20 protein-coding genes are annotated in these 21,408 nt (G+C 67.0%); 10 read left to right on the top strand and 10 right to left on the bottom strand.

Annotated elements, in window-relative coordinates:
- Positions 1-42 precede the first annotated feature (42 nt).
- A complete protein-coding gene (locus tag CHINAEXTREME_RS09465; protein ID WP_007143295.1) occupies positions 43-306 on the bottom strand; it encodes a hypothetical protein in 264 nt (87 codons plus the stop codon).
- 414 nt (positions 307-720) lie between these two features.
- Between CHINAEXTREME_RS09465 and CHINAEXTREME_RS09475 the strand changes: the two genes are divergently transcribed.
- Both CHINAEXTREME_RS09475 and CHINAEXTREME_RS09480 read left to right on the top strand, forming a co-directional pair.
- Positions 721-1,434 (top strand): metal-dependent hydrolase, encoded by a 714-nt coding sequence (locus CHINAEXTREME_RS09475; RefSeq protein WP_007143297.1) that lies wholly within the window; start codon positions 721-723, stop codon positions 1,432-1,434.
- 293 nt (positions 1,435-1,727) lie between these two features.
- Complete coding sequence (locus tag CHINAEXTREME_RS09480; RefSeq protein WP_007143298.1) at positions 1,728-2,123, top strand: OsmC family protein; 396 nt, start codon at positions 1,728-1,730, stop codon at positions 2,121-2,123.
- A 51-nt stretch (positions 2,124-2,174) separates the two neighbouring features.
- Here the strand turns inward: CHINAEXTREME_RS09480 and tnpA are convergent, their stop codons facing one another.
- Positions 2,175-2,633, bottom strand: coding sequence for an IS200/IS605 family transposase (gene tnpA, locus CHINAEXTREME_RS09485; protein ID WP_076738718.1), 459 nt, complete (start codon positions 2,631-2,633; stop codon positions 2,175-2,177).
- A gap of 44 nt (positions 2,634-2,677) precedes the next feature.
- On the opposite strand from tnpA, the gene CHINAEXTREME_RS09490 reads away from it, so the two are divergent.
- From CHINAEXTREME_RS09490 to CHINAEXTREME_RS09505, 3 genes are all read left to right on the top strand, one after another.
- A complete protein-coding gene (locus tag CHINAEXTREME_RS09490; RefSeq protein ID WP_007143300.1) occupies positions 2,678-3,982 on the top strand; it encodes an RNA-guided endonuclease TnpB family protein in 1,305 nt (434 codons plus the stop codon).
- A 506-nt stretch (positions 3,983-4,488) separates the two neighbouring features.
- Entirely contained in the window at positions 4,489-4,992 is a 504-nt protein-coding gene (locus CHINAEXTREME_RS09500) for a gamma carbonic anhydrase family protein (protein ID WP_007143301.1), read from the top strand.
- Positions 4,993-5,108: 116 nt separating this feature from the next.
- Entirely contained in the window at positions 5,109-5,606 is a 498-nt protein-coding gene (locus CHINAEXTREME_RS09505; RefSeq protein ID WP_007143302.1) for a DUF5799 family protein, read from the top strand.
- A gap of 79 nt (positions 5,607-5,685) precedes the next feature.
- Here the strand turns inward: CHINAEXTREME_RS09505 and CHINAEXTREME_RS21840 are convergent, their stop codons facing one another.
- Positions 5,686-5,829, bottom strand: a complete 144-nt coding sequence (locus CHINAEXTREME_RS21840; RefSeq protein WP_007143303.1) for a DUF7557 family protein — start codon at positions 5,827-5,829, stop codon at positions 5,686-5,688.
- Positions 5,830-5,991: 162 nt separating this feature from the next.
- Between CHINAEXTREME_RS21840 and CHINAEXTREME_RS09510 the strand changes: the two genes are divergently transcribed.
- Complete coding sequence (locus CHINAEXTREME_RS09510) at positions 5,992-6,276, top strand: DUF7545 family protein (RefSeq protein WP_007143304.1); 285 nt, start codon at positions 5,992-5,994, stop codon at positions 6,274-6,276.
- An 84-nt stretch (positions 6,277-6,360) separates the two neighbouring features.
- Here the strand turns inward: CHINAEXTREME_RS09510 and CHINAEXTREME_RS09515 are convergent, their stop codons facing one another.
- Positions 6,361-10,152, bottom strand: a complete 3,792-nt coding sequence (locus tag CHINAEXTREME_RS09515; protein ID WP_007143305.1) for a DUF7282 domain-containing protein — start codon at positions 10,150-10,152, stop codon at positions 6,361-6,363.
- Between the two features lie 448 nt (positions 10,153-10,600).
- Here CHINAEXTREME_RS09515 and CHINAEXTREME_RS09525 point away from each other — a divergent pair, with 448 nt between their 5' ends.
- From CHINAEXTREME_RS09525 to CHINAEXTREME_RS09535, 3 genes are read left to right on the top strand one after another with little or no spacing between them, the layout of a single operon-like run.
- Entirely contained in the window at positions 10,601-11,188 is a 588-nt protein-coding gene (locus tag CHINAEXTREME_RS09525) for a biotin transporter BioY (RefSeq protein WP_029601549.1), read from the top strand.
- 52 nt (positions 11,189-11,240) lie between these two features.
- Positions 11,241-11,951 (top strand): energy-coupling factor ABC transporter ATP-binding protein, encoded by a 711-nt coding sequence (locus tag CHINAEXTREME_RS09530; protein WP_007143308.1) that lies wholly within the window; start codon positions 11,241-11,243, stop codon positions 11,949-11,951.
- Entirely contained in the window at positions 11,945-12,649 is a 705-nt protein-coding gene (locus CHINAEXTREME_RS09535; RefSeq protein WP_007143309.1) for an energy-coupling factor transporter transmembrane component T family protein, read from the top strand. The genes CHINAEXTREME_RS09530 and CHINAEXTREME_RS09535 overlap by 7 nt, the downstream gene beginning before the upstream one ends.
- A gap of 65 nt (positions 12,650-12,714) precedes the next feature.
- On the opposite strand, the gene yqeC is transcribed toward CHINAEXTREME_RS09535, so the two are convergent.
- The 3 genes from yqeC to CHINAEXTREME_RS09550 all read right to left on the bottom strand — a co-directional run bounded on the left by yqeC (position 12,715) and on the right by CHINAEXTREME_RS09550 (position 15,065).
- The gene (gene yqeC / locus CHINAEXTREME_RS09540) at positions 12,715-13,467 is read right to left on the bottom strand and encodes a selenium cofactor biosynthesis protein YqeC (protein ID WP_007143310.1); all 753 of its coding nucleotides are present in this window, start codon (positions 13,465-13,467) and stop codon (positions 12,715-12,717) included.
- A gap of 150 nt (positions 13,468-13,617) precedes the next feature.
- Positions 13,618-13,944, bottom strand: a complete 327-nt coding sequence (locus tag CHINAEXTREME_RS09545) for a HalOD1 output domain-containing protein (protein ID WP_007143311.1) — start codon at positions 13,942-13,944, stop codon at positions 13,618-13,620.
- Positions 13,945-14,372: 428 nt separating this feature from the next.
- On the bottom strand, positions 14,373-15,065 hold the full coding sequence (locus CHINAEXTREME_RS09550) for a hypothetical protein (protein ID WP_007143312.1): 693 nt from the start codon (positions 15,063-15,065) through the stop codon (positions 14,373-14,375).
- Between the two features lie 302 nt (positions 15,066-15,367).
- Between CHINAEXTREME_RS09550 and rqcH the strand changes: the two genes are divergently transcribed.
- Entirely contained in the window at positions 15,368-17,524 is a 2,157-nt protein-coding gene (rqcH, locus tag CHINAEXTREME_RS09555; RefSeq protein ID WP_007143313.1) for a ribosome rescue protein RqcH, read from the top strand.
- 129 nt (positions 17,525-17,653) lie between these two features.
- Here rqcH and CHINAEXTREME_RS09560 read toward each other — a convergent pair whose 3' ends face one another.
- The 3 genes from CHINAEXTREME_RS09560 to CHINAEXTREME_RS09570 all read right to left on the bottom strand — a co-directional run bounded on the left by CHINAEXTREME_RS09560 (position 17,654) and on the right by CHINAEXTREME_RS09570 (position 21,296).
- The gene (locus CHINAEXTREME_RS09560) at positions 17,654-18,061 is read right to left on the bottom strand and encodes a universal stress protein (protein WP_238593384.1); all 408 of its coding nucleotides are present in this window, start codon (positions 18,059-18,061) and stop codon (positions 17,654-17,656) included.
- A gap of 165 nt (positions 18,062-18,226) precedes the next feature.
- Positions 18,227-19,375: an ABC transporter ATP-binding protein gene (locus tag CHINAEXTREME_RS09565; RefSeq protein ID WP_007143315.1), complete on the bottom strand. Its 1,149-nt coding sequence runs from the start codon at positions 19,373-19,375 to the stop codon at positions 18,227-18,229.
- Complete coding sequence (locus CHINAEXTREME_RS09570; RefSeq protein WP_007143316.1) at positions 19,365-21,296, bottom strand: ABC transporter permease; 1,932 nt, start codon at positions 21,294-21,296, stop codon at positions 19,365-19,367. Before CHINAEXTREME_RS09570 ends, CHINAEXTREME_RS09565 begins: the two co-directional genes overlap by 11 nt.
- Positions 21,297-21,408 lie beyond the last annotated feature (112 nt).

Consider the following 21,408-nt stretch of genomic DNA (forward strand, 5'->3'; position numbering starts at 1 on the left):
GAAATGCGTTCGTCCTCTCGGCCCGGCGGACCGACACCGGATTCAGTCGAACACCGACGAGTCCTCCTCGAGTTCGTCGATGTCGTCGGTGAGTTTCCGGACGTCCTCGGGGAACAGCGAGACCTGGATCTCGTTGCCGTCGTCGTCCTCGAAAACGAGTTTGACCCGCTTGTCGCCGAACTCCCGTGCCTCGACGTCGTCGACGTCGAACAGCTTCGCGGTTGCCGACTTGTTCTTGGGGCCGACGTTCTTGATCGATCCGTCGTTGAGCTCGACCATGAAGTCCTCGAGGGTCAGTGCGAGCATAGTCGGAGTACGGACCCGGGGTAAAAAACGGCACGGCATCGACGACGATGGTCGCCGGAGTGCTGGTCCGATGGGACGGGAGTACGATACTACGCCCGGAGCCGGCGATCGCTGCCGTCGTACCGCTCACCGAGCGAAGCGGCGCGACGAGCCCTTCGGGGGACGTGCGCCGACTTCTCGCCCTCGCTCGGCTCGAGTTCGATCGCGTTCGCGACCGGACCGCACGCGTGGTGTGTCAGGGCGCCTGCGGCCGGCTATCGATGTGAGCGGCGAACCCATAAGTGTTGGTGACCGTACATTCCAGTGACGGCGACGCGACGGCGGTTTTCGTGCCGACCCGGGACGGTTGCGTGAGGGCGAGCGAGTCGCGCCCGTATACATTTAAGGTATCTTCGAACCAACAGTTCGGACGCTATGGAACTCACCTGGCACGGTCACTCGACGTGGCACGTTACGGTCGGCGACACGGATTTGCTGATCGACCCGTTCTTCGACAACCCGAAGACCGATCTCGAGCCGTCGGACGTCGAGACGCCCGACTGCGTCCTGTTGACCCACGGGCACGCGGACCACATCGCCCACGCCGGCGAGTTCTCCGACGCGACGCTGGTCGCGACGCCGGAACTGGTCTCGTACTGCGAGGACGAGTTCGGTTTCGAGGATGCCGTCGGCGGCATGGGGATGAACCTCGGCGGCACCGTCGAGTGCGGCGACGCCTACGTCACCATGGTCCGGGCGGACCACACCAACGGGATCATGACCGAGTACGACGTCGACGCCGGGATGCCAGCCGGGTTCGTCATCTCGGACGAACATCCCCACGACGCCGGCCCCGACGCCACGACCCTGTACAACGCCGGCGACACGGCGCTGATGAGCGAGATGCGCGACGTGATCGGCGACTACCTCGAACCCGACGCGGCGATCGTTCCGATCGGCGATCACTTCACCATGGGAACTCAGCAGGCCGCGGTCGCGGTCGACTGGCTCGACGTCGACCACGCGCTCCCGCAGCACTACGACACGTTCCCGCCGATCGAGACCGACCCCGAGGAGTTCGCCGAGTACGTCGACGACGCCGAGGTCCACATCCTCGAGGGCGACGAGTCGATCGAACTCGAGAGTTGAGGCGACGTCGACGCGGCCCGGGCCGGAACGGATAGTCCGCGAATCGTTTCTGAGCGTTTTCGAGACGAGTTCGTTTCGGGGGTGGAGCCGATCCAATGCGATCCAATGCGATCCGATGCGATCCGATGCGATCCGATCTTGATCGGCGTCGAACCCCTCGAGGGTGATCCGAGGAAACGCATCGACGATCGAGCCCCCTCGACGTAACGTCCGGTCGGTGTTTCTCAGCTAGCTGGACGGTATCCTCCGGGAGAACAACGTTTACACGGGCGGCCGTAGACGTCACGACTGCCATGTCGAAAGACGTCACCACCGTCTCCGAGGAAGGCTACAGCGCGACGAACGAGATCCGCGACTTCGAGACGACCATCGACGCCAACGGCGAGGACGCGCCCGACACACTCGAGGCGCTGCTCGCGGCCTACGGTTCCTGTTACGTCCCCGCGCTCCGGGTCGGCGGGCAACAGCGCGGCGAGGAGGACCTCGGGAAGATCGAGATCGAGTCGACGGGCGAACTCAACGACGACGACAAACTCGAGTCGGTCCACTTCGACATCCGTGTCGAGGCCGACGTCGACGACGAGACCGGCGAGGAGATCATCGAGCGCGCGTTCGAACTCTGCAAGGTCCACGACGCGCTGAAAGAGAGCCTCCACGCGGAGACGACCTTCGAGGGCGACGCGTTCTAAATGAAAAGCAGCGCGAGTTCCCCGCCCCACCGTGGGCGGGGGTGAAGCGCGTCACTCCGGCGCGTGTTCCGTCTCTTCGATATACCGTTCAACCACTTCTTCCGACACTGCTCCCGTCGTCCCAACGTAGTATCCGACCTTCCAGAACCCGCCTCCCCAGAAATACGACTCCCGAATCTCGGGATACCGCTCCAGCAAGTGCTTTCCAGAGTACGACTTGAATTGCCGAGCGATGTTCGCAGGGCTGTACTTCGGGTCTGTTTTCACGAACAGGTGAACGTGGTCATCCGCAATCTCCAACGCCAGAATCTCGTGACCGAAGTGATCAGCAGTCTCACCAAACAACTCTTGAACGTCGTCTTCCACTACATCGAGAACCGAGTGTCGATACTGAGCGGGATCGGAGATCCCGCGAGGTACGCAAAGCTTCGCTTTGCTTGACTTCGGACACCACACGAAGTGATACTTGCAGGAACTAACCGAATGTGCGTGACTCCGATACTCTTCTATCCCTAATCCCTGTATTTATGATGTGTTAGAACGATTGTCAAAATATGGGTGAAGAAGCCACGAAGACGATTCAGATGCGCCTTCACATAGCGTCTGGTGAACGGTCGTGGCTTCACGACGCCCGCCTCGCATCACGCGAGATATTCAACCAAACCATCCGCCTCACACAACAAGGGCACACGCGCACCGAGATACAGCAGGAAGTTGACCGCGACGACTTCTTGCGAAACAACAAGTGCGCGGTCGTCGGCAAAGCCCTCCAAACGTGGGACTCCTACCAGTCACTCCTTGACTGGTGGGAGAACCACGACGATTCAGATGGAGGCAAGCCGACACCACCGAGTACGGACAAATCTGGTGCGTACCCGCTCGTGATGGCGCACACGGAAGGCTACCGCCTCACCGTGGACGACGATACGAACCGCGTCCAAGTCCGAATCAGCCCGAAACCATACAAGAAGGTCACTGGTCACCTGCGCGGTGAACCGGATGCGATGGACGAACTTCGAGACGCCATCACGTCGGATGGGGTGGATGTGGGGCAGGCTGAACTCCTGTACCGCGATGGCGTGTACTACCTACACGTCACGGTCACACGCGAGTTCGACGTGCCCGAACCCGGCACCGCTGATACTGTGGTCGGCGTGGACATCAACGAGCGAAACGTCGCTCTCACCGCCCTCGACCGCGAGACGATGCGGACGAAGGGAACACTCGTTCTCGACTACGGACGGGTTAAGCAGGAACGCCAACGCTACCATACCATCACCACTCGCTGTCAGGAACATGGCAAGACAAGCATCCACCAGAAACTCGGTGACAAGGAAGAACGCTTCACCGAGTGGGTGTTGCACCGTCTCTCCCGTGCTGTCGTGGAGTTCGCGGAACAGTTCTCGAACCCGGTTATCGTGTTCGAGGATATGAGCGGTATCCGCGATGAAATCAAGTACGGGACGTATATGAACCGCCGATTGCACAAACTCCCGTTCCACAAGTTCGAGACGTTCGTGTCGTACAAGGCAACGTGGCGGGAGATTCCCACGGACACGGTTGATGCCTATTACAACTCGAAGACGTGTTCGTGCTGTGGCGAGCGTGGGTATCGACAGGGACGGCGGTTCCGCTGTACGAATGATGGGTGTGACGTGGTGCAAGACCACGCCGACCGGAATGCATCGGTGAACATCGCGTGGCGCGAGAAGGTGAAACTCGACGGTAACACGACGAATTACCGGACTCACAAAACCCAGCCGCAAGTGCGGTTGGTGCGTCTGTCCGGGTCGGGGCGTGTAAACCGCCCAACCTCATCCCGCTCGCTTGCCGAGCAGGGAGTACTAGCGTACGGCTGAGGGAATTACAAAAGCCTCGGGCCACCGCGCCCGAGGTTGTTTACGGGTCCCGGGGTTCGGTTCGACTCGTCGTTTCGGTTTGGTTCTATCGTCGCGTGCTCGAGTTCGCCCAGTTTTCGACTGTCCGACTCCGTAAGCGGCGGCTCTCGGCTGTCGGAACTCGATCGGGTCGACCGTATCGCTCGATCCTGGCTCGCACAGTCGAAAGCCCGGGGAGGGAACCACGGGGCCGCGGAAGCCAGCCGACGCCGACCGGTGGCGACGGTCCGGCCGTCGGTCCCGTCGGTCCCGTCGGTCCCGTCGGTCTGGGGTGGGGTGGAGTGGGGTGAACTCAGCGGAAGGTGGTTCAGCGGAACGTTCGGCTGGGGATGAACCGAAACGCCCGCTGCATTCGTGTATCCAACGGCTCCCATAATATCGGTGATGCCAAAATACGTTGGTGGGTTCGAGCGCGCGGCGCGGGACCGAGAGGCAGGTTCAAGGAACTGCTCGAGACAGGACCTGACATGTTACGATCCTTCGAAGGTTCCGAGCCGGACGTCGCCGACACCGCCCACGTCGACGAGACGGCCGTCGTCATCGGCGACGTCGTCCTCGAGGCGGACGCGAGCGTCTGGCCCAACGCGACGCTGCGCGGCGATCACGGCCGGATCGTGGTCGGCGAGGGTGCGAACGTCCAGGACAACGCCGTGCTCCACGAGGACGCCGAACTCGAGTCCTCGGCGACGGTCGGACACAGCGCGATCGCCCACGACGCCACGGTCGGAGAGCGCGCGCTCGTCGGCATGAACGCGGTCGTCCTCGACGGTGCCCGCGTCGGTGAGGGGGCGGTCGTCGCGGCTGGAAGCGTCGTCACCGAGGGGACCGAGGTGCCGCCGTCGACGCTGGTCGCGGGCTCGCCCGCGGAACCGAAAGGCGAAGTCGACGACCCGCGGCTCGAGGCGACGGCCGATCGGTACGTCGAACTGGCGACGCGCCACGAGGAGGGGTCCGAACGGCTGGACGGATAGCCGCTCCGGTCGGACTGGCGGGCTCGTGGCTTGGCGGTCCCCGCGGAGTCGGGGATCGGTCGGAGACGAGTCGAGGATGGGAAACGCTGATACAGCGGCCGGCCGAATCGACGGTCATGAGCGACAAGCCGTGGACCGACCGGATCGTCGGCGAGCGGATGACCGTCGATCAGGAGTTCTCCTCCCGGGTTCGGGACTCGCAGTTCTCGAACCAGCAGTGGAGCCTGATCATGACGGCCACGGAGTTCGAGATCGAGCGCGCAGACGACCCCGAAAACGCGCGACTCGTCGCGGACACCGAGCAGGTCGAACAGATCATCCCCGAACTCGAGAACGTCCAGTCCGGGATGGGTGCGATGGGTGGTCCCGGGGGAGGCGGAGGCGCCGGCCCGGGAGCGGGCGGTGGCGATTCCTCCGGCGGCCTCGTCGACTCGATCAAGGGCGCGCTCGGACTCGGCGGTCGCGGTTCCGGACCCGGCTCCGGCGGCGATCACGACGAGAAACTGGCGGCGGCAGAACGGCTCACCCAGGAGTACGCAGACGAACTCCAGTCACACCTCGAGGACAACGGCCGCTGGGAGTCGGTTCGGGAGGCCGCGGCCGAGAGCGAATAGCGGCCGCTGCCGGCTCCAGGTCAGGTTAGGTCGGGCCAGGTTCCGACTCCGTGTGAACGACGGGCGACGGGAACCGACGTCAGTCGCCGGCCCGAAACAGGGTGTACTCGCTGGTCTCGTAGATGTTGATCAGTTCGTTGACCAGCTCGTCGTAGGACTCGTCCTCGACGCGCAGTGCGTCCAGCCGCTCGATGGTCTCCTCCTCGAGTTCGACGGTCGGCATACGTGAGAGTTCGACGGCGATGGGCAAAAGCGCCACGGGGATTTCAGGGGCCGTCCCGACGGGCGACGATCGGGGATGAACGCGACGCCGTCCGTGTCTGACCGCTCACCCTTACGACTGCAAGTCACAGCACCTTTAGGCACGGTTCCCGACCGTCAGTGTATGACCGACGTAAACACGGTTACCGTTTCGATCGAAGCCGACGACTCCACTGACGAAGTCACCATCCCCGCCGGACTCCTCGACCTCGTCGCGGAGGGCGACCAGACCACCGCCGAGACGATCGGCGACGTCGCCCTGCTGTCGTTCGCCAGCCGCGCCCACCACGTCGTCCACCACGGCGAGGGCAGCGACGAGGAACTCGAGGCCCAGGAAGAACGCGTCATGGAGCTGTTCGAGGAGCGCTTCGGCGTGACGTTCGGCGAAGCGACCGGGCACCAGCACTGAACTGCCGAACTGAACTGCCGGACTGAACCCCGCTAACGGAGTTGCGGTTCGACCTGATCCTTTTCGACTGACCGAGGGGGAGAGCTACGGTGCCGTGCCGGTCGATTCGATCCCCGCGCCGGGGTCGTCTCCGATCTGTATTCCGTTTTCGTCGCCGACGAACTCGTCGCCGTCGTTACCGCCGTCACCGCCGACTCCCGCACCGATACCGTTCCCGTCGGTTCCGCCGCCGTCGTCCGTTCCGATCCCCGCATCGCCCGTATCGGTCGGCGCCTCGAGCGTTACCGTCGTCTCGACGGTCTCGTTGTCCGTCGAGATCGTCGCCGTGTACGCACCCGGTTCCAGGTCCGCCGTCTCGGCTGTCAGCGACACCGTCGCCGCGTTGCCGGCCTCGAGTTCGAGCGGCGGCTCCGTCGCGTCGACGACGGTTCCGTCGAGGGCCAGTTCGACCGTCTGCGCGCCGGCTCGCTCGCCGACGTTGGCGACCGTCGCCTCGAACAGGAGGTCTTCCCCCTGTTCGACCGGCGCGTTCGTCGCGAGCATTTCGAAAACGAACTGCTCGGGTTCCTCGTCGAAGTCGGCGATCTCCCCTGCGGGGTCGGTCTCGGCGACGAACACCTCGTCGTAGTCGTAGATGCTCATATCGGCGGTCCAGACGAGTCGCTCGTCCTCCGTCTCGGGCGTCCACTCGACCGTGAACGTCCCCTCGCCGGGCGCGAGTTCCTCGAGCGGCTCGTCCTCGGTCGCGCCCTCGAGTTCGCTCCGGACGAGCACGGGCGCGTCGTTGGGGTTCTCGTAGCCGAAGGTCACGTCGATCGTCGGCGGCTCGTCGCCCTCGCCGTCGTCGACGACGGTCGTCTCCGCCACGAACGTCGACGGGAGCTCCGGGCGGGTCTCCTCGATACACTCCTCGCCCTCCGGGTTGGGGTGGTCGATCCCCGCGACCGGGAACGCTTCGGGCGAGGTGATGCCCGTGATGGCGGTCCCGTAACTGCCGTAGTCGCCGACGGCCACCATCACCTCGTCGTCGGCGGTACGTGTGATCCGGTCGTCGGCTTCCCCGTCGACCTCGAAGACGATCGTTCCCGTGAACGGCGCCTCGACGTCCTCACCGACCGTCACGAAGTCCTCGGCGATCGTGTTGCCGAACCCGCCGAGCGTGTAGAACCCGGTGCTGGCCGCGATGGAGTCGCCCTCCTCGAAAGAGTCGCTGACCTCGGCGCGGCGACAGTCGACGAATTCGACCTCGAACCCCTCGTCGAGGGTGTACTCGAACGTCTCGTTGGCGAGGACGTCACCGTCGGTCGCGTCGATCACCGCCGCCTCGAGCGTCGCGTCCGCCTCGAGGGGGTCGTCGAGGTCGATCGTCTCGTTCTCGAGGGATTCGTCGGCCGGGAAGGGGTCGGTTTCGACGAGTGGGTCGTCACCGGCAGCGTCCGCCTCGGCGACCGTGAGCGCGTAGTCGACGGTGGCGTTCGCGGCCTCTATCGTCACGGTCTCGCCGTCACCGCGCTGATCGGTGACCGTGAGGTTCGCGTCCGGCGCGGGTTCCGGCGGTTCGGGTTCGGGTTCGGGTTCGGGCTCGGTGTCGTCTTCGACGGTGTACTCGATCGACTCGGTCGCCAGCGCCTCGTCGTCCGCGGCGTCCCGGACAGAGACGTCCACCGTCGCGTTCTCCTCGAGCGGCGGCTCGAGCGCGAGCGAGAGGTCCTCGACCGGTTCGCCGGCCGCGAAGACGTCGCTGTCGACGCGCTCGCCGTTGTACTGGGCGCTGACGAGGTAGTCGACGGTGGCGTTGGCCTCGTCGACGGTCAGCGTCTCGCCGTCGCCGGCCTGGTCGGTGACGGAAAGGGTGGCTTCCGGCTCGGGTTCGGGTTCCGGTTCGTCCGCTTCGACCGTCACGAACGCCCCATCGAGGACCGGTCCGCCACCGTCGGAGACGTACGGTTCGTCGTCCTCGCCGTCGCTCTCGACGTAGCGGAACGTCTCGTCGTCGGTCGTGTCGTGGTGGACGACGGCGACGAGCGGACGGCTCTCCTCGAGCGGTTCGTCGAACTCCACGGTCACGTTCTCGTGACCTCCGGGCTCGAGGTACGCCGACGCGCCAAGCACGGCGTCGGGATCGGCGTCGACCGTGACCCCGTCGTAGACCGCGACGAAGCCGCCCTCGGAGAGTTCGACCGAGTCGATCACGACGCTGTCGCCGTCGGACTCCTGGTCGTCGAACGAGATCGTCGCCTCGCCCTCGCGTTCGTCGATTCGCTCGATGCGCTGGACGACCTCCACTTCGACGTACTGGACGAGCACGGTCGGATCGGCGGTTCCCTCGTCGACCGCGTAGGCGGTCGCGTCGGCCGCGGTCTCGGCCGTCACCCGCTGGAGTTGCGAGACGCTGATGCGCTGGGACTGCACCGCGCGGGCGGTCTCCTGGCTCGCGCTCGTCGCGGCGACCTGGATCTGTTCGACGGTCGCCTCCTGGTACTGAGAGAGCGCGCCGGTCGCGCTTCCGCTGGCGAGTCGCTGCACCTGCACGACGTCGACGACCTGTTTCTGGAGCACCGCGCCCTCGCCGGCGCCGGCCGCGGCGGCCTGGATCGCCTCGACCTCGACGACCTGATACTGGACCGCCGACTCGACGGCCCCTTTCGCGGCCCCCGTCGCGGCGGATTGGATCTGCGTGATCGACACCTCCTGACGCTGGACGAGCGTCCCGCGGGCGCCCCCGTCCGCGGCGGCCTGGATCTGCTCGACCGTCGCCTCCTGGCGCTGGATCGCGCCCTTCGCCGCCCCGAACGACGCCTCCTGGATCGCGGTGATCGTGATCCGCTGGACCTGCTGGACGGTCACCGATCGGGCAGCCTTGGCGGCCCCTTTGCTCGCACCCCGGGCCGCGGACTGTGTCTGCTCGACGGTCACCCGCTGGCGCTGGACGAGCGCTCCCTTCGACGCGCCTATCGCCGCCTTCTGGACCTGTTTGACGTCGATTCGCTGGTACTGCTCGGCTTCGACGGCGAGCGTCTCGGTCGCCCCCTCGAGGACGCCGGCGCTCGCGCCCGCAGCCGCGTGCTGGACGTGCTCGAGGGAGACCTGCTGGCGCTGTTCGACCGTGAGCTTCTGATACTGCGAGAGGACGCCGTAGGCCGCGCCCTGGCCGGCCTCCCGGATCGTCGGCCCGTGCTCGACGCCGGACGTGGCAGCTCCGCTCGCCGCCCCGGCCGCCGCCCCGCGGGTCGCGACCTGGATCTGTTCGACGGTCACGCGCTGCTCCTGGGCGATCGCGCCGTGGGTCGCGCCCCAGGCCGCGCTCTGCATCTGGTTCGCCTCGACTCGCGTGTACTGGGCGAGTGCGCCGTCGACCGCCCCGCCGACGGCGTACTGGATCGCCGTGACGTTGACCTCCTGGCTCGCCACCAGCGAGCCGTGGACCGCGCCCTTCGTCGCCTCCCGGACCTGCTCGTCGTCGGCGTCCCCGTGCCGGGCCGCGAACTCGGCCGCGCCCTCGAGGGCCGCCTCGCGCTGTTCCTGGGTCACCTCGACGCCTTGCTCCTCGGCGAGTTCGATCCCCGCGTCGACGCCGGCCTCGACGACGTCCTCACGGTCATCCTGCAACTGGGGCTGACTCGCCGAGTTCGCGTCGTCGCCGTCTCCATCGCCGTCGGTCGCGGGCGACGGCATCGAGAGGGGTTCGTCGCCCGTATCGGCTGTCGATCCCTCGGGCGTCGCCTCGAGGTCCGACGCGCCGTCGACACCACCCTCGTCTGCCTCTCCGTCGCCGATCGGCCCGAAGCCGACCCCGACGAACGGCAGTGCGAGGACGCTCGTCGTCGCGACGACGGCGAGGAATACCGCGATCGCCGCCGCTGTTTTTCCGGTCATCGTCGGCTACCTCCCCGACCGGCGAGTACTCCGAACGGCCGCGTGCACCGATCGCGGCCGCGCGCTCGAGCGTGCCGTTTCGATCCCGTTGTGACCCGTCGATACCCCCGCAGTTCGAACCTGGCGTGAGACCGATCGAAACCCATTCGTCTCTCCTTCGAGCGGACCGAATCGGGGCATAAGCACGCCGGTCGTTCCGTCACGCCACGTGACACAAGAGCCGATTACCGCCGCGGAACGGTCGGCTCGGAGCGACACTCGAGTCCGCAGGCGACCGCGATCACTCTGGCAGAACGCGAACGGGGCGACGTTCGTCGCGTCCGACAGGAAGTACCGGGTTTCGGTGGGATTCGCTCGGTCCGTGAGGTGGGCCATGATCGGGCCGACGACGAAAAGCGAGATCTCGGAAACCGAAGTTTTGAATTGGGTTTACGAGAGAGAGGCGAGCATGGCAACCGAACATGGCTCGGTAGAGCCGGTCGGAGACGTGGTCGTACGACAGTTCGCGCGGGCTGCGCTGCTCGCGGCGCTGATCGGAGCCGTCGCCCCGGTCTCGATTCCGATCCCGTTTTCGCCGGCACCGATCACGCTCCAGGTGTTGTTCGTCTTCCTGGCCGGGCTCGTCCTCGGGCCGGTCTGGGGGACCGTCTCGCTGACGCTGTACCTGGCTGCGGGGGCAGTCGGGATTCCCGTCTTCGCCGGATTCAGCGCCGGCCCCGGCGTCCTGTTCGGCCGGAGCGGCGGCTACCTCTGGGCGTACCCGGTCGCCGCAGGCCTGATCGGCCTGCTCGCCCACCGGGGCACGGATCTCCGCGATCCCGCCGACGTCTCGCTCCCCGTACTCGTCGGCGCGCTCGTGGCGGGGACCGCCGTCATCTACGGGATGGGGTCCGGCTACATGGCCTGGCTTCTCGACATGACTATCGTGGAGGCGCTGCTGGTCGGCGCGGTCCCGTTCGTCCCCGTCGAACTGCTCAAGATGGTCGCGGCGATCGCGATCGTCAAGAGCGGCCGACTCCAACCGGTCGGAACGTGAGACGAACGGCGACCGATCGATCGAGGACGCACACCGTCGGCAACCGATACCGATGATCGAGTTTCGCTCCGTCACCTACGCGTTCGACGCAGTTCCCGTCCTCGAGGAGTGCTCCCTCGAGATCGACGACGGCGAGTTCGTCCTCTTCGCCGGTGCGAACGGCAGTGGGAAGACGACCCTGTTGCGTCACTGTAACGGGCTCCTGACTCCCGACTCCGGGGAGGTGCTCGTCGACGGCACGCCCGTCGCCGAGAACCCGATCCGGGCACGCTCGCGGGTCGGCATGGTCTTCCAGAACCCGCGGGACCAGTTCGTCGCGGCGACGATCGGCGACGACGTCGCCTTCGGCCCCGAGAATCTCGGTCTCGAGCGCGCTGTGATCGACGAGCGCGTCGAGGACGCCCTCGAGGCGGTCAACCTCTCCGGTCGGGCCGACGAGCGGATCGCGGAACTCTCCGGCGGGGAACAGGCCCGCGTAGCCATCGCGGGCGCGCTGGCGATGGAGCCGACCCACCTCGTCCTCGACGAGCCGTTTACCGGGCTGGACGATCCGGCCCGGCGATCCGTGCTCAAGCGACTCGAGGCGCTGTCGGCCGACGGGACGGGCGTGTTGCTGGCAACCCACGATCTCCGGGACGTGCTCGGGCTGGCGGACCGGGTGATCGCCATGCACGACGGCGAGGTGGTCGTCGACGCGTCGCCCGAGCGGGCTGTCCGGGAACTCGAGGGGGATGGACTCGCCGTTCGGGTGCCGCGATGTTGAGCTACGAACACGACGACACGATCGCCCACCGGCTCGATCCGCGCTCGAAGCTGGCGGTCCAGATCGCGTTCGCGGCGACCGCCCTCTCACACACGAGCGTTCGGGCACTGATCGCGCTGACGGGCGTCACGGCGCTCTTTCTGGCCGTCGCGGGCGTCTCGATCCTCCGGACGCTGTCCGCCTACCGGTTCGCGCTGGTGATCGTCGCCATCGCGCCGCTGGTCTCGGCCGCGACGCTCGGCCCGCCGTGGATCGACGTGGCCGACGGGCTCGAGTCCGCCCGGGCCGGCTACCGGGTGGTACTCGTGTTGCTCGTCAGCGCCGCTTACGTCCGCTCGACGCGGATTCGGGACTCGCGGGCGGCCGTCCAGCGGACGATTCCAGGCAAACCCGGCCAGTTGCTTGGCGTCGGCATCGCGCTCGTCTTCCGGTTCTTCCCGGTGCTGCAGGCGGACGTCCGGCGGATCCGCCAGGCGTCGGCCGCCCGGCTCGGGACCGAACGCGGCGCGATCGACCGCGCGAGTCGTATCGGACTCCTCGGGCTGACGCGTGCGTTCGAGCGGGCCGATCGACTCTCGCTCGCCCTGCGCGCTCGCTGTTTCGCCTGGAACCCGACGCTGCCGAGGCTGTCGTTTACGCGGTTGGACGCGCCCGCGTTCGCGGTCGCGGTCGTGCTGGCTGTGGGCGCGTTGCTATAACTCGCGGCCAACAGCAGTGGCGCGCGTTCCGCAGCGCTCGCGAAACTGAAAATCGCCGCAAACGCTCACAGGACGTCGACCACCGGCTCCTCCTCGAGCAGTCGCGTCACGACCACCCGCGGCACGTCCCGGTGCTCGCGCAGTTCGGCCGCGATCTCGCGGGCCGTCGCCTCGAGTTCGGGGGTATCGGCCATGTTGACCAGGGGAACGACCGTCGCGCCCTCGGGAACGTCCTTCCAGCCGCCCGCGTCGCTCGCGAGAACGGTCGCGACGTCGACTGCGGAGATCCGGTCGCCCGGCTCGAGGTCGGCGACGTTGGCGACCCGTTCGGGCCGGTGGACGTGCTCCTCGTCGAGTCGTTTGCCGACGACGCGGGCGCTCGCGATCGGGACGACCACGTCCGTCCCCGCGGGCAACTGCGGTTCGTCCTCGTCGGGCGCTTTGAGCCAGCGGGTGCGCGCGCCGTCGGCTTTCACCAGCACGGTTTCCGGCCCCTCGAGGGCGTTCGCAAGCGCGTCGACGTCGGCCGGGTCGTAGCCGAGATACCGGTCGCCCTCGCGGGCCGCGGCGAGGCCCAGCGGCCGCGAGTCGGTTTCACGCGCCGCCGCGATCGGATCGTCGGCCACCGTCAGCGTCGCTACTCGGTCGTCGAACGGGGGGATACGGACCGTCGTCGTCACGATCGCTCGCTCGAGTCGCTCCGCGAGCGCGTACAGCGTCGATTTCTTCCCGCCGGCGCCGACGACGGCGAGGACGGTCGGCGACTCGGTGGCGGACGCGTGCGCGTCCAGCAGTGCCCGCTCGAGGGGGACCGTCATCCTCGAGGCCACCTCCGGGTCGGACGGGCGCTGCCGGTCGACGTCTCGGCTCGATACGTCGGATCGTCGCTCATGCGTGCCGGTTCGCGGTGCTCGAGGAAAGGCCTGGCGTCCGGGCTGCGTTCGAACGTCGGCTCCTCGGGGCGATCTTCAATCGTCGTTGTACGCGCCCTGCCGGGAGTCGTCGTTCGGCTCGTTGGCTCGCTCGTCCGGGGAGCCGGTTCCGGTTCCCGTTCCTGTTCCCGTTTCCGTGTCCGTCTCGGTCAGCGTCACCTCACCAGTTCCGTCGACGCGAACCTCGTACCCGTGATAGGCGAACGAGACCGTCGTGTCCGCGTCCGACGACTCGACGAGCGTGTCGAGGGCGTCGGGATCGATCGTGCTGTACAGCGGCGGGTCGAGCGTCGCCGGCTCGACGTCGTCCGCCTCGGCGATCTTCGTCACGACGAGCTGGCTCGGCGGCGTCCCCCTACTCATACTGACCAGTTCGAACACCTGATTGATAAGCGCGGTGGCAGTTTCAGACCGGTGAGAGTCGACAACCGACCCACCCCAAAAGCTATAACCTATGGCAACACAGTACTAGTCGGTGGGCTCCCCCACCCTATCCCCACCGACGGCGCACGCGCCGTCACCCCCCTGTTCCCCCTCTCCCCACTTCCCCACGGGTCGACGTTGTGAGACGTATAGTAGCCACTGAAAGTCAATGCAACCCGATCGCACGACAGCTGTACGATCGGTGTGTAAATCGTTTCAGTTGTTACTATAGCGACTGCGGTAGAACGCGATACACGGATCGAAAACGAGGCCGTCGCGGGCACCTCATACGGATTGCTGTCCCGACGGACCGGCGCACCCGCCGCCCGGGTCGGGGTTGCGCGGGAACTGACGAACAGTAACCCGTCTCAATCGAGCGTCAACTCGAGTTCGAGCAGCCCGAGATACGAGGGGGCGTTGCCGCCACTGGTCCGGAACTCCGTCGGCGTCGAGTCGACGTACTGGTAGAACTCCGGCTGGGTCGAGGGAACCATCATCGTGCCGTCTTCCCCGCGCAGGTACGCGGGCGAATCCGTCGCCTCGAGCCGGTCGGCGCGTTCCTGCCAGGCCTCGTCGTCGTAGAGGAAGATCCCGAACGAGAACCGTCCGCCGGCCAGCGCGTCCTCCTTGGTGTCGAACGCGTCGGCCTCGTCGACGCGGTACTCCTCGTCGGTCATCCAGGCCAGCGCCGACAGCCCCTGCGTACGCAGGAAGTAGAGGTCCCAGGACAGCGTCGCGTCGAAGATCGCCCAGGCGTTGCGCGGGCCGACCGCGTCGAGCTGGACGCTGAACGCGGGCCGGCCGCGCGAGCCCGTTGGCTCGTGGACGAACGTGGCGTCGTACGCGGGCACGCGGATGCCCCGGTCGTGGTAGACGACGCCGTTCGACGGCGTCTCGATATCGCTCCGGGCGGTCAGCCCCTCGACGAAGTCCAGGATCGGGATGCCGCCGGTGTCCTCGAGGCGTTCGAAGAACGAGGAGACGTGGTGGACCTCCGACCAGGGGCGGGGCCGTTCGCCGTCGTCGGGGCCGGGGCCGGGACCGGGTCCGGGTGCGCTCATGGGTCGCGTCGCCCTCCGTTTCGACGGGTCGAGTGGGTTCGGGGCCGCGGCTCGAGGCGGCGAGTCGATGTCGGTGTGGACGTCCCGCGACGTGCGGTGCTGGTGCCGGTCTCCGTTCCGGTGACGAAAGCGGATCCGGGACCCGTGACGACGGTGTGCATATGCGTTCGAAACGGCCCGATTCGGATTAGCTTTCCGAAGCGGGCGGCCTCGCGGCGGCCCCGACGTCGTCCCGGGTCGCGCGGCGAACGCCGCCGACACGGAGCGACACGCCTTTTTGACAGCGCCGGGCAGGTTGTGGTATGGATCCAAAGCGGGAATTCACAAGCGTCGACCTCGCCGCCCTCGTCGGGGAACTCGGGACCTACGAGGGAGCGAAGGTCGACAAAGCCTACCTCTACGGCGACGACCTCGTCCGCCTGAAGATGCGGGACTTCGACCGCGGCCGCGTCGAACTCCTGCTCGAGGTCGGCGAGGTCAAACGCGCCCACACCGTCGCCCCCGAACGCGTCCCCGACGCGCCGGGCCGACCGCCGCAGTTCGCGATGATGCTGCGCAACCGGCTCTCGGGCGCGGACTTCGCCGGCGTCGAACAGTACGAGTTCGACCGTATCCTCGAGTTCGTCTTCGAGCGCGACGACGGCACCACCCGGATCATCGTCGAACTGTTCGGCCAGGGCAACGTCGCCGTCACCGACGGCGAGTACGAAGTGATCGACTGCCTCGAGACGGTCCGGCTGAAATCCCGTACCGTGGTCCCGGGCTCGCGCTACGAGTTCCCCGACACGCGGACGAACCCGCTCACCGTCTCGCGGGAGGCCTTCTACCGGGAGATGGACGACTCCGACACGGACGTCGTCCGCACCCTCGCGACACAACTCAACTTCGGCGGCCTCTACGCCGAGGAGATCTGTACCCGCGCCGGCGTCGAGAAGGCTATGGACATCACCGAGGCCGACGAGGCGGTCTACGACCGCCTCTACGAGGCGATCGAGCGGCTGGCGATCGACGTCCGGAACCGGAACTTCGATCCGCGACTGTACCTCGAGGACGGTGACGATGAGGACGACAGCGAAGACGAGGACGCGAGCCCCGCACGCGTCGTCGACGTCACCCCCTTCCCGCTCGAGGAACACGAAGCCGAGGGGCTCTCCGCGGAGGCGTACGACTCCTTCCTGACGGCGCTCGACGACTACTTCTTCCGGCTGGAACTCGACGAGGAGGAGGAACCCGACCCGACCGAGCAACGGCCCGACTTCGAGGAGGAGATCGCCAAACACCAGCGGATCATCGAACAGCAGGAGGGGGCGATCGAGGGGTTCGAGCAGCAGGCCGACGAACTGCGCGAACAGGCCGAGTCGCTGTACGCCGAGTACGGCCTCGTCGACGAGGTGCTCTCGACGATTCGGCAGGCCCGCAAGCAAGACCGTCCGTGGGACGAGATCGAACAGCGCTTCGAGGAGGGGAAGGAACGCGGCATCGAGGCCGCCGAGACCGTCGTCGACCTCGACGGCAGCGAGGGCACCGTGACGGTCGAGGTCGACGGCGAGCGGATCGACCTGGTCGTCGACGACGGCGTCGAACAGAATGCCGACCGCCTCTACACCGAAGCGAAACGCGTCGAGGAGAAGAAGGAGGGCGCGCTCGCGGCCATCGAGGACACCCGCGAGGATCTCGAGGACGCCAAGCGCCGCCGCGACCAGTGGGAGGCCGAAGACGCCGCAGAAGACGACGAAGATGACGACGACGAGGACGAGGAAGAACGGAACTGGCTCTCGATGCCGTCGGTTCCGATCCGCGAGAACGAACCCTGGTACGACCGGTTCCGCTGGTTCCACACGAGCGACGGCTACCTCGTGATCGGCGGCCGCAATGCCGACCAGAACGAGGAGTTAGTGAAAAAGTACCTCGAGCCGGGCGACGAGGTACTTCACACCCAGGCCCACGGCGGTCCGGTCACGGTCCTGAAGGCCACGGACCCGAGCGAGGCGTCCTCCCACGACATCGAACTCCCGGAGTCGAGCATCGAGGAGGCCGCCCAGTTCGCCGTCTCCTACTCCTCGGTCTGGAAGGACGGCCGCTACGCTGGCGACGTCTACGCCGTCGACTCCGATCAGGTGACCAAGACCCCCGAGAGCGGCGAATACCTCGAGAAAGGCGGGTTCGCGATCCGGGGCGATCGCACTTACTACCGCGACACGCCGGTCGGCGTCGCCGTCGGCATCCAGTGTGAGCCCTACACGCGGGTGATCGGCGGTCCGCCGTCGGCCATCGAGGGACAGGCCGAGACGACCATCGAACTCGAGCCGGGCCGGTACGCACAGGCCGACGCCGCAAAGCGGATGTATCGCCGGTTCCGCGAGCGGTTCGAGGACGAGTCGTTCGTCCGCAAGATCGCGAGCCCGGACCGCATTCAGCACTTCATGCCGCCGGGCGGGAGCCGGATCGCCGAGGAGTAGGTCGGCCGCGGGAGGGTGTTCCCGCTTGCCAGCGCGATAGCGCGAACGATGTGTGCTGCAGTACTCGATGCTCGTCGTGGCCGGTCCGCCGGCGAAGCGGGCCGATACGGACAGCGTGCTCCCGAGGGGCTAGTTGACCACGAGTTCGGCGTTCAGTTGTTGGTCGAGGAACCCCTCCAGATCGACGCCGACGCCGAGGTGATCGGTCAGTAACTGCCGCCATCGAGCCCGCATCGACTGGCCGATCACGACGTAGTCGGCGTCCTGTTCGGCTGCCTCTTCGAGGATCGCTTTCTCGAGCAGGTACGCATCCCGGACGTGGCAACTCGCGTACGGCGGTGTCTCGATCCGCTCCTCGACGGTACGCCGGAACTCCGTTCGATCGATGTCGTCCCCTTTGTGCAACACGTTCACGTGCAGGATGTACAGGTGGCTGTCGTCGAGTTCGTCGGCAACGTCGATGGCGTGGGAGATCGTTTCCACGCTCGCTTCTTGCGGCGGGTACCGAATCGGTACCAACAGTGTAGTCCGGCTCACAGTAGTACTACGCTCGAGTAGTATATGAACCCAACATCGGCTGCGCGTCTCTCCCGAACGTGGCCGTCCATTACGTTCGGCGGTTGGCGACAGTCACCTGTGGCTCGTCGTTGCGTCGATCCGGCTGCTCGGGTTGTCCGTGGAGAGTCCGGCGATGAACGGTCGCTATCGCTCGAGGACGTCGACCACGTGGGCATCCTCGGGATCGAATCCGACGACGACGTGGCCCGAGAGCGGATCCCGTGTCCGGACCAGGAGTTCGCGTTTCCGTTCTCGTTCCCGTTCCCGTTCCCGTTCGCAGCCGTGCCACTCGAGATGGACGCGGGTCGTCTCGCCGAGGAACTCCGCGCTGACGACGGTCGCGGTGATCGCGTTCGCGTCACCGTCGATCCGTAACTCCTCCGGGCGGACGCAGAAGACGACTTCGTCGCCGACCGCGAGGTCGCCCTCGTGAGCGACCGTCAGCGTCTCGGGACCGACCTCGAGTCGTGCTCCCGTTTCGTCGATGGCCGTAACAGTGCCCGAGAAGACGTTGTTGTCGCCGACGAACTCCGCGACGAACCGGGTGTTGGGTCGGCGGTAGATCTCCCGAGGACGGGCGACCTGCTCCGGCGTACCCGCGCGCATCACTGCGAGGCGATCGGAGATGGCAAGCGCCTCCTCCTGGTCGTGGGTGACGTAGATCGTCGTGATCCCCAGTTCCCGCTGGATCTCCCTGACCTGGAGGCGCAGCCGTTCGCGCAGTTGGGCGTCCAGCGCGCTCATCGGCTCGTCGAGCAGGAGGACGTCCGGGCCGGGCGCGAGCGCACGAGCGATCGCGACCCGCTGTTGCTGGCCGCCCGAGAGCTGATCCGGCTCGCGGTCCGCCATGCCACCGAGGTCGACCAGCTCGAGCAGTTCCTGCACCCGCCGTTCGTCGGGGACGCCGCCGGGCGCGTCGGCGAAGTTGAGCCCGTAGGCGACGTTCTCGCCGACGGTCATGTGCGGAAACAGCGCGTAGTTCTGGAAGACGACGCCGACGTCGCGGTCCTCCGGGGGGACGCCGGTGACGTCCTCGCCGCCGAACCGGACGGTGCCTGTCGTGGGGGACTCGAAGCCGGCGATCAGTCGCAGCGTCGTCGTCTTCCCGCAGCCGGAAGGGCCGACGAGGGTGAAAAACTCACCCTCGCGGACTGCCAGGGAGACGTCGTCGACGGCCGTCGTCTCGGCGTAGCGTTTGGTGACGCCCTCGAGTTCGAGGGCGATCGGCGCGTCCGGCTCAAGGTCGCCTTCCCGCCGCTCGCGTTCGCGATCGCTCGCGCTCTCAGATGCCAACGCTCTCACCTCCGAGGCGGTCGATCACGACGAAACTGACGCTCGTGACGGCGAGCAGAACGACGCCCATTGCGGTTGCGGGTCCGAGCCGCCGCCCGATGAACCGTTCGATCGCGACCGGCATCGTGAACTGGTCAGTTCCGGTCGCGAGGATCACCGTCGAGGAGAACTCGCCCATCGAGATCGCGAACGCGAAGGCCGCGCCGGCGACGACACCCGGCCAGACCAGCGGGAGTTCGACGTCGACCAGCGCCCGCGCTCGCGACGCGCCCAGGGCCCGCGCGGATTCGATCAGCGTTCGGTCGACCGACTCGAGGCCGGGCGCGACGGTGCGGACGACGAAGGGGTAACAGGAGACGGCGTGGGCGGCGACGATCGCTACCGCGCCGGCGACCGAGATCCGCCAGCCGCCGATCTCGATCCCGAAAACCGGCCCGCGGAGGAGTCCGATCCCGACGACGATCCCGGAGACGGCAAGCGGAGCCATCAGGACGGCGTCGACCAGCTTCCGGCCGCGGTAGCGACGGGTCGTCAGCACGGCGATGACGGTTCCCATCGGCAGGGAGAGCGCGAGCGCGCCCGCGGCGAAGACCAGCGAGTTGCGAACCGCCTCCCAGGGGCGAACCTGGAACGCCGCCGCCGTCTCCTGGCGCTCTAACAGGAACCGGTAGTGCTCGAGGGTGAGGCCGTTTGCCCCGTCGACGCTCGCGTAGAGCATGCTCAGGACGGGCGCGACGAAGACGAAGACGGCGACGACGCCGTAGAGGGCGAGCCCGAGCCGCGGCAGCAGTTCCCGGACCGACAGCGACGGCGGGGAGAGCGGTCGCCGCGGCAGCGGACGGATCCCCCGCGAGCGGACGACGTGGGTCGCCTCGTACCGCAGGTAGCCGTAGAGGATCCCGAGCGAGATGACGAGTTCGACGATCGCGAGCGCGGCACCCTCGGCGTAGTTCAGGTCCTGGATCAGTCGGTAGACGAACACCTCGACGGTCGCAAGCTGGAACCCGCCCAGCGCGAGGACGATCGGGAAGGTACCGAACGTGAAGACGAACGCCAGCGCCGCGCCCATCAGGACCGCGGGGTACAACTGCGGCGCGACCACGTCGCGGAAGGCCCGGAACGGGCTGGCTCCGAGGCTGCGGGCGGTCTCGATCGCGCTCGCGTCGACGGACTCCCAGGCCGCGGTCGTCACCCGGGTGACCAGCGGCGCGTTGTAGAACGCGTGAGCGAGCAGGATGACCGTCAGCGAGGGGAGCAGGTCGACGGAGCCGAGTCCGAGCGCGCCCAGGACGGCGTTGACGGTCCCGTTCTGGCCGAACGTCGCGACGAAGCCGATCGCGACCATGATCGACGGCATGACGAAGGGAAGGATCGTCAGGGCCCGCAGCGTTCGCCGGCCGCGGAACTCGTAGCGGGCGAGCAGGTAGGCCGCGGGTAGCCCGAGGGCGACGCTCAACAGCGTCGACAGCGCGGCCTGGTAGGCCGTAAAACCGACGACGCCGATGCTGCGGTCCGCGGAGAGCAAATCTAGCGCGACCGCGAGCGGTGACTCGCCCCGGAAGAGCCGTGCGAAGTCGCCGAAGTAGAGCGGATCCCGAAGGATCTCGAGGAAGACCGAGAGCGTGAGCGTGCCCCGGACGTAGACGGACTCGAGGAAGACGGTCGCGACGGGGTAATAGAACAGGACGACCAGGACGAGCGTCGTCGCGACGCCGAAGACGGCGATGGCGCGGCGCTCGAGGCGGTTCTGGACGCGGCGGGTGAAGCCGTCGGTATCGGCGTCGGCGTCGGGTGCGGCGGTGTCGTCGGGCTGATCCGCAGAGCCGCCGGAATGGGCTCGATTGCCGTCGACGTCCGTCGCGGGAGCCACCGCATTGACGGCGGAACGATCGCTACGGGACGGATCGGACGGGTCGGTCATCCCGCGACACCTCCTCTCCTCGCCCGCTCGAGCGGATTCGCTCGACGCGGCGTGTCGGGTCCGTCGGGTTTCGGACGGACGTAGCGTCGTCGATCCCGTCGGCAACGACAAC

Source organism: Halobiforma lacisalsi AJ5 (genome assembly GCF_000226975.2).
Lineage (GTDB): Archaea > Halobacteriota > Halobacteria > Halobacteriales > Natrialbaceae > Natronobacterium > Natronobacterium lacisalsi.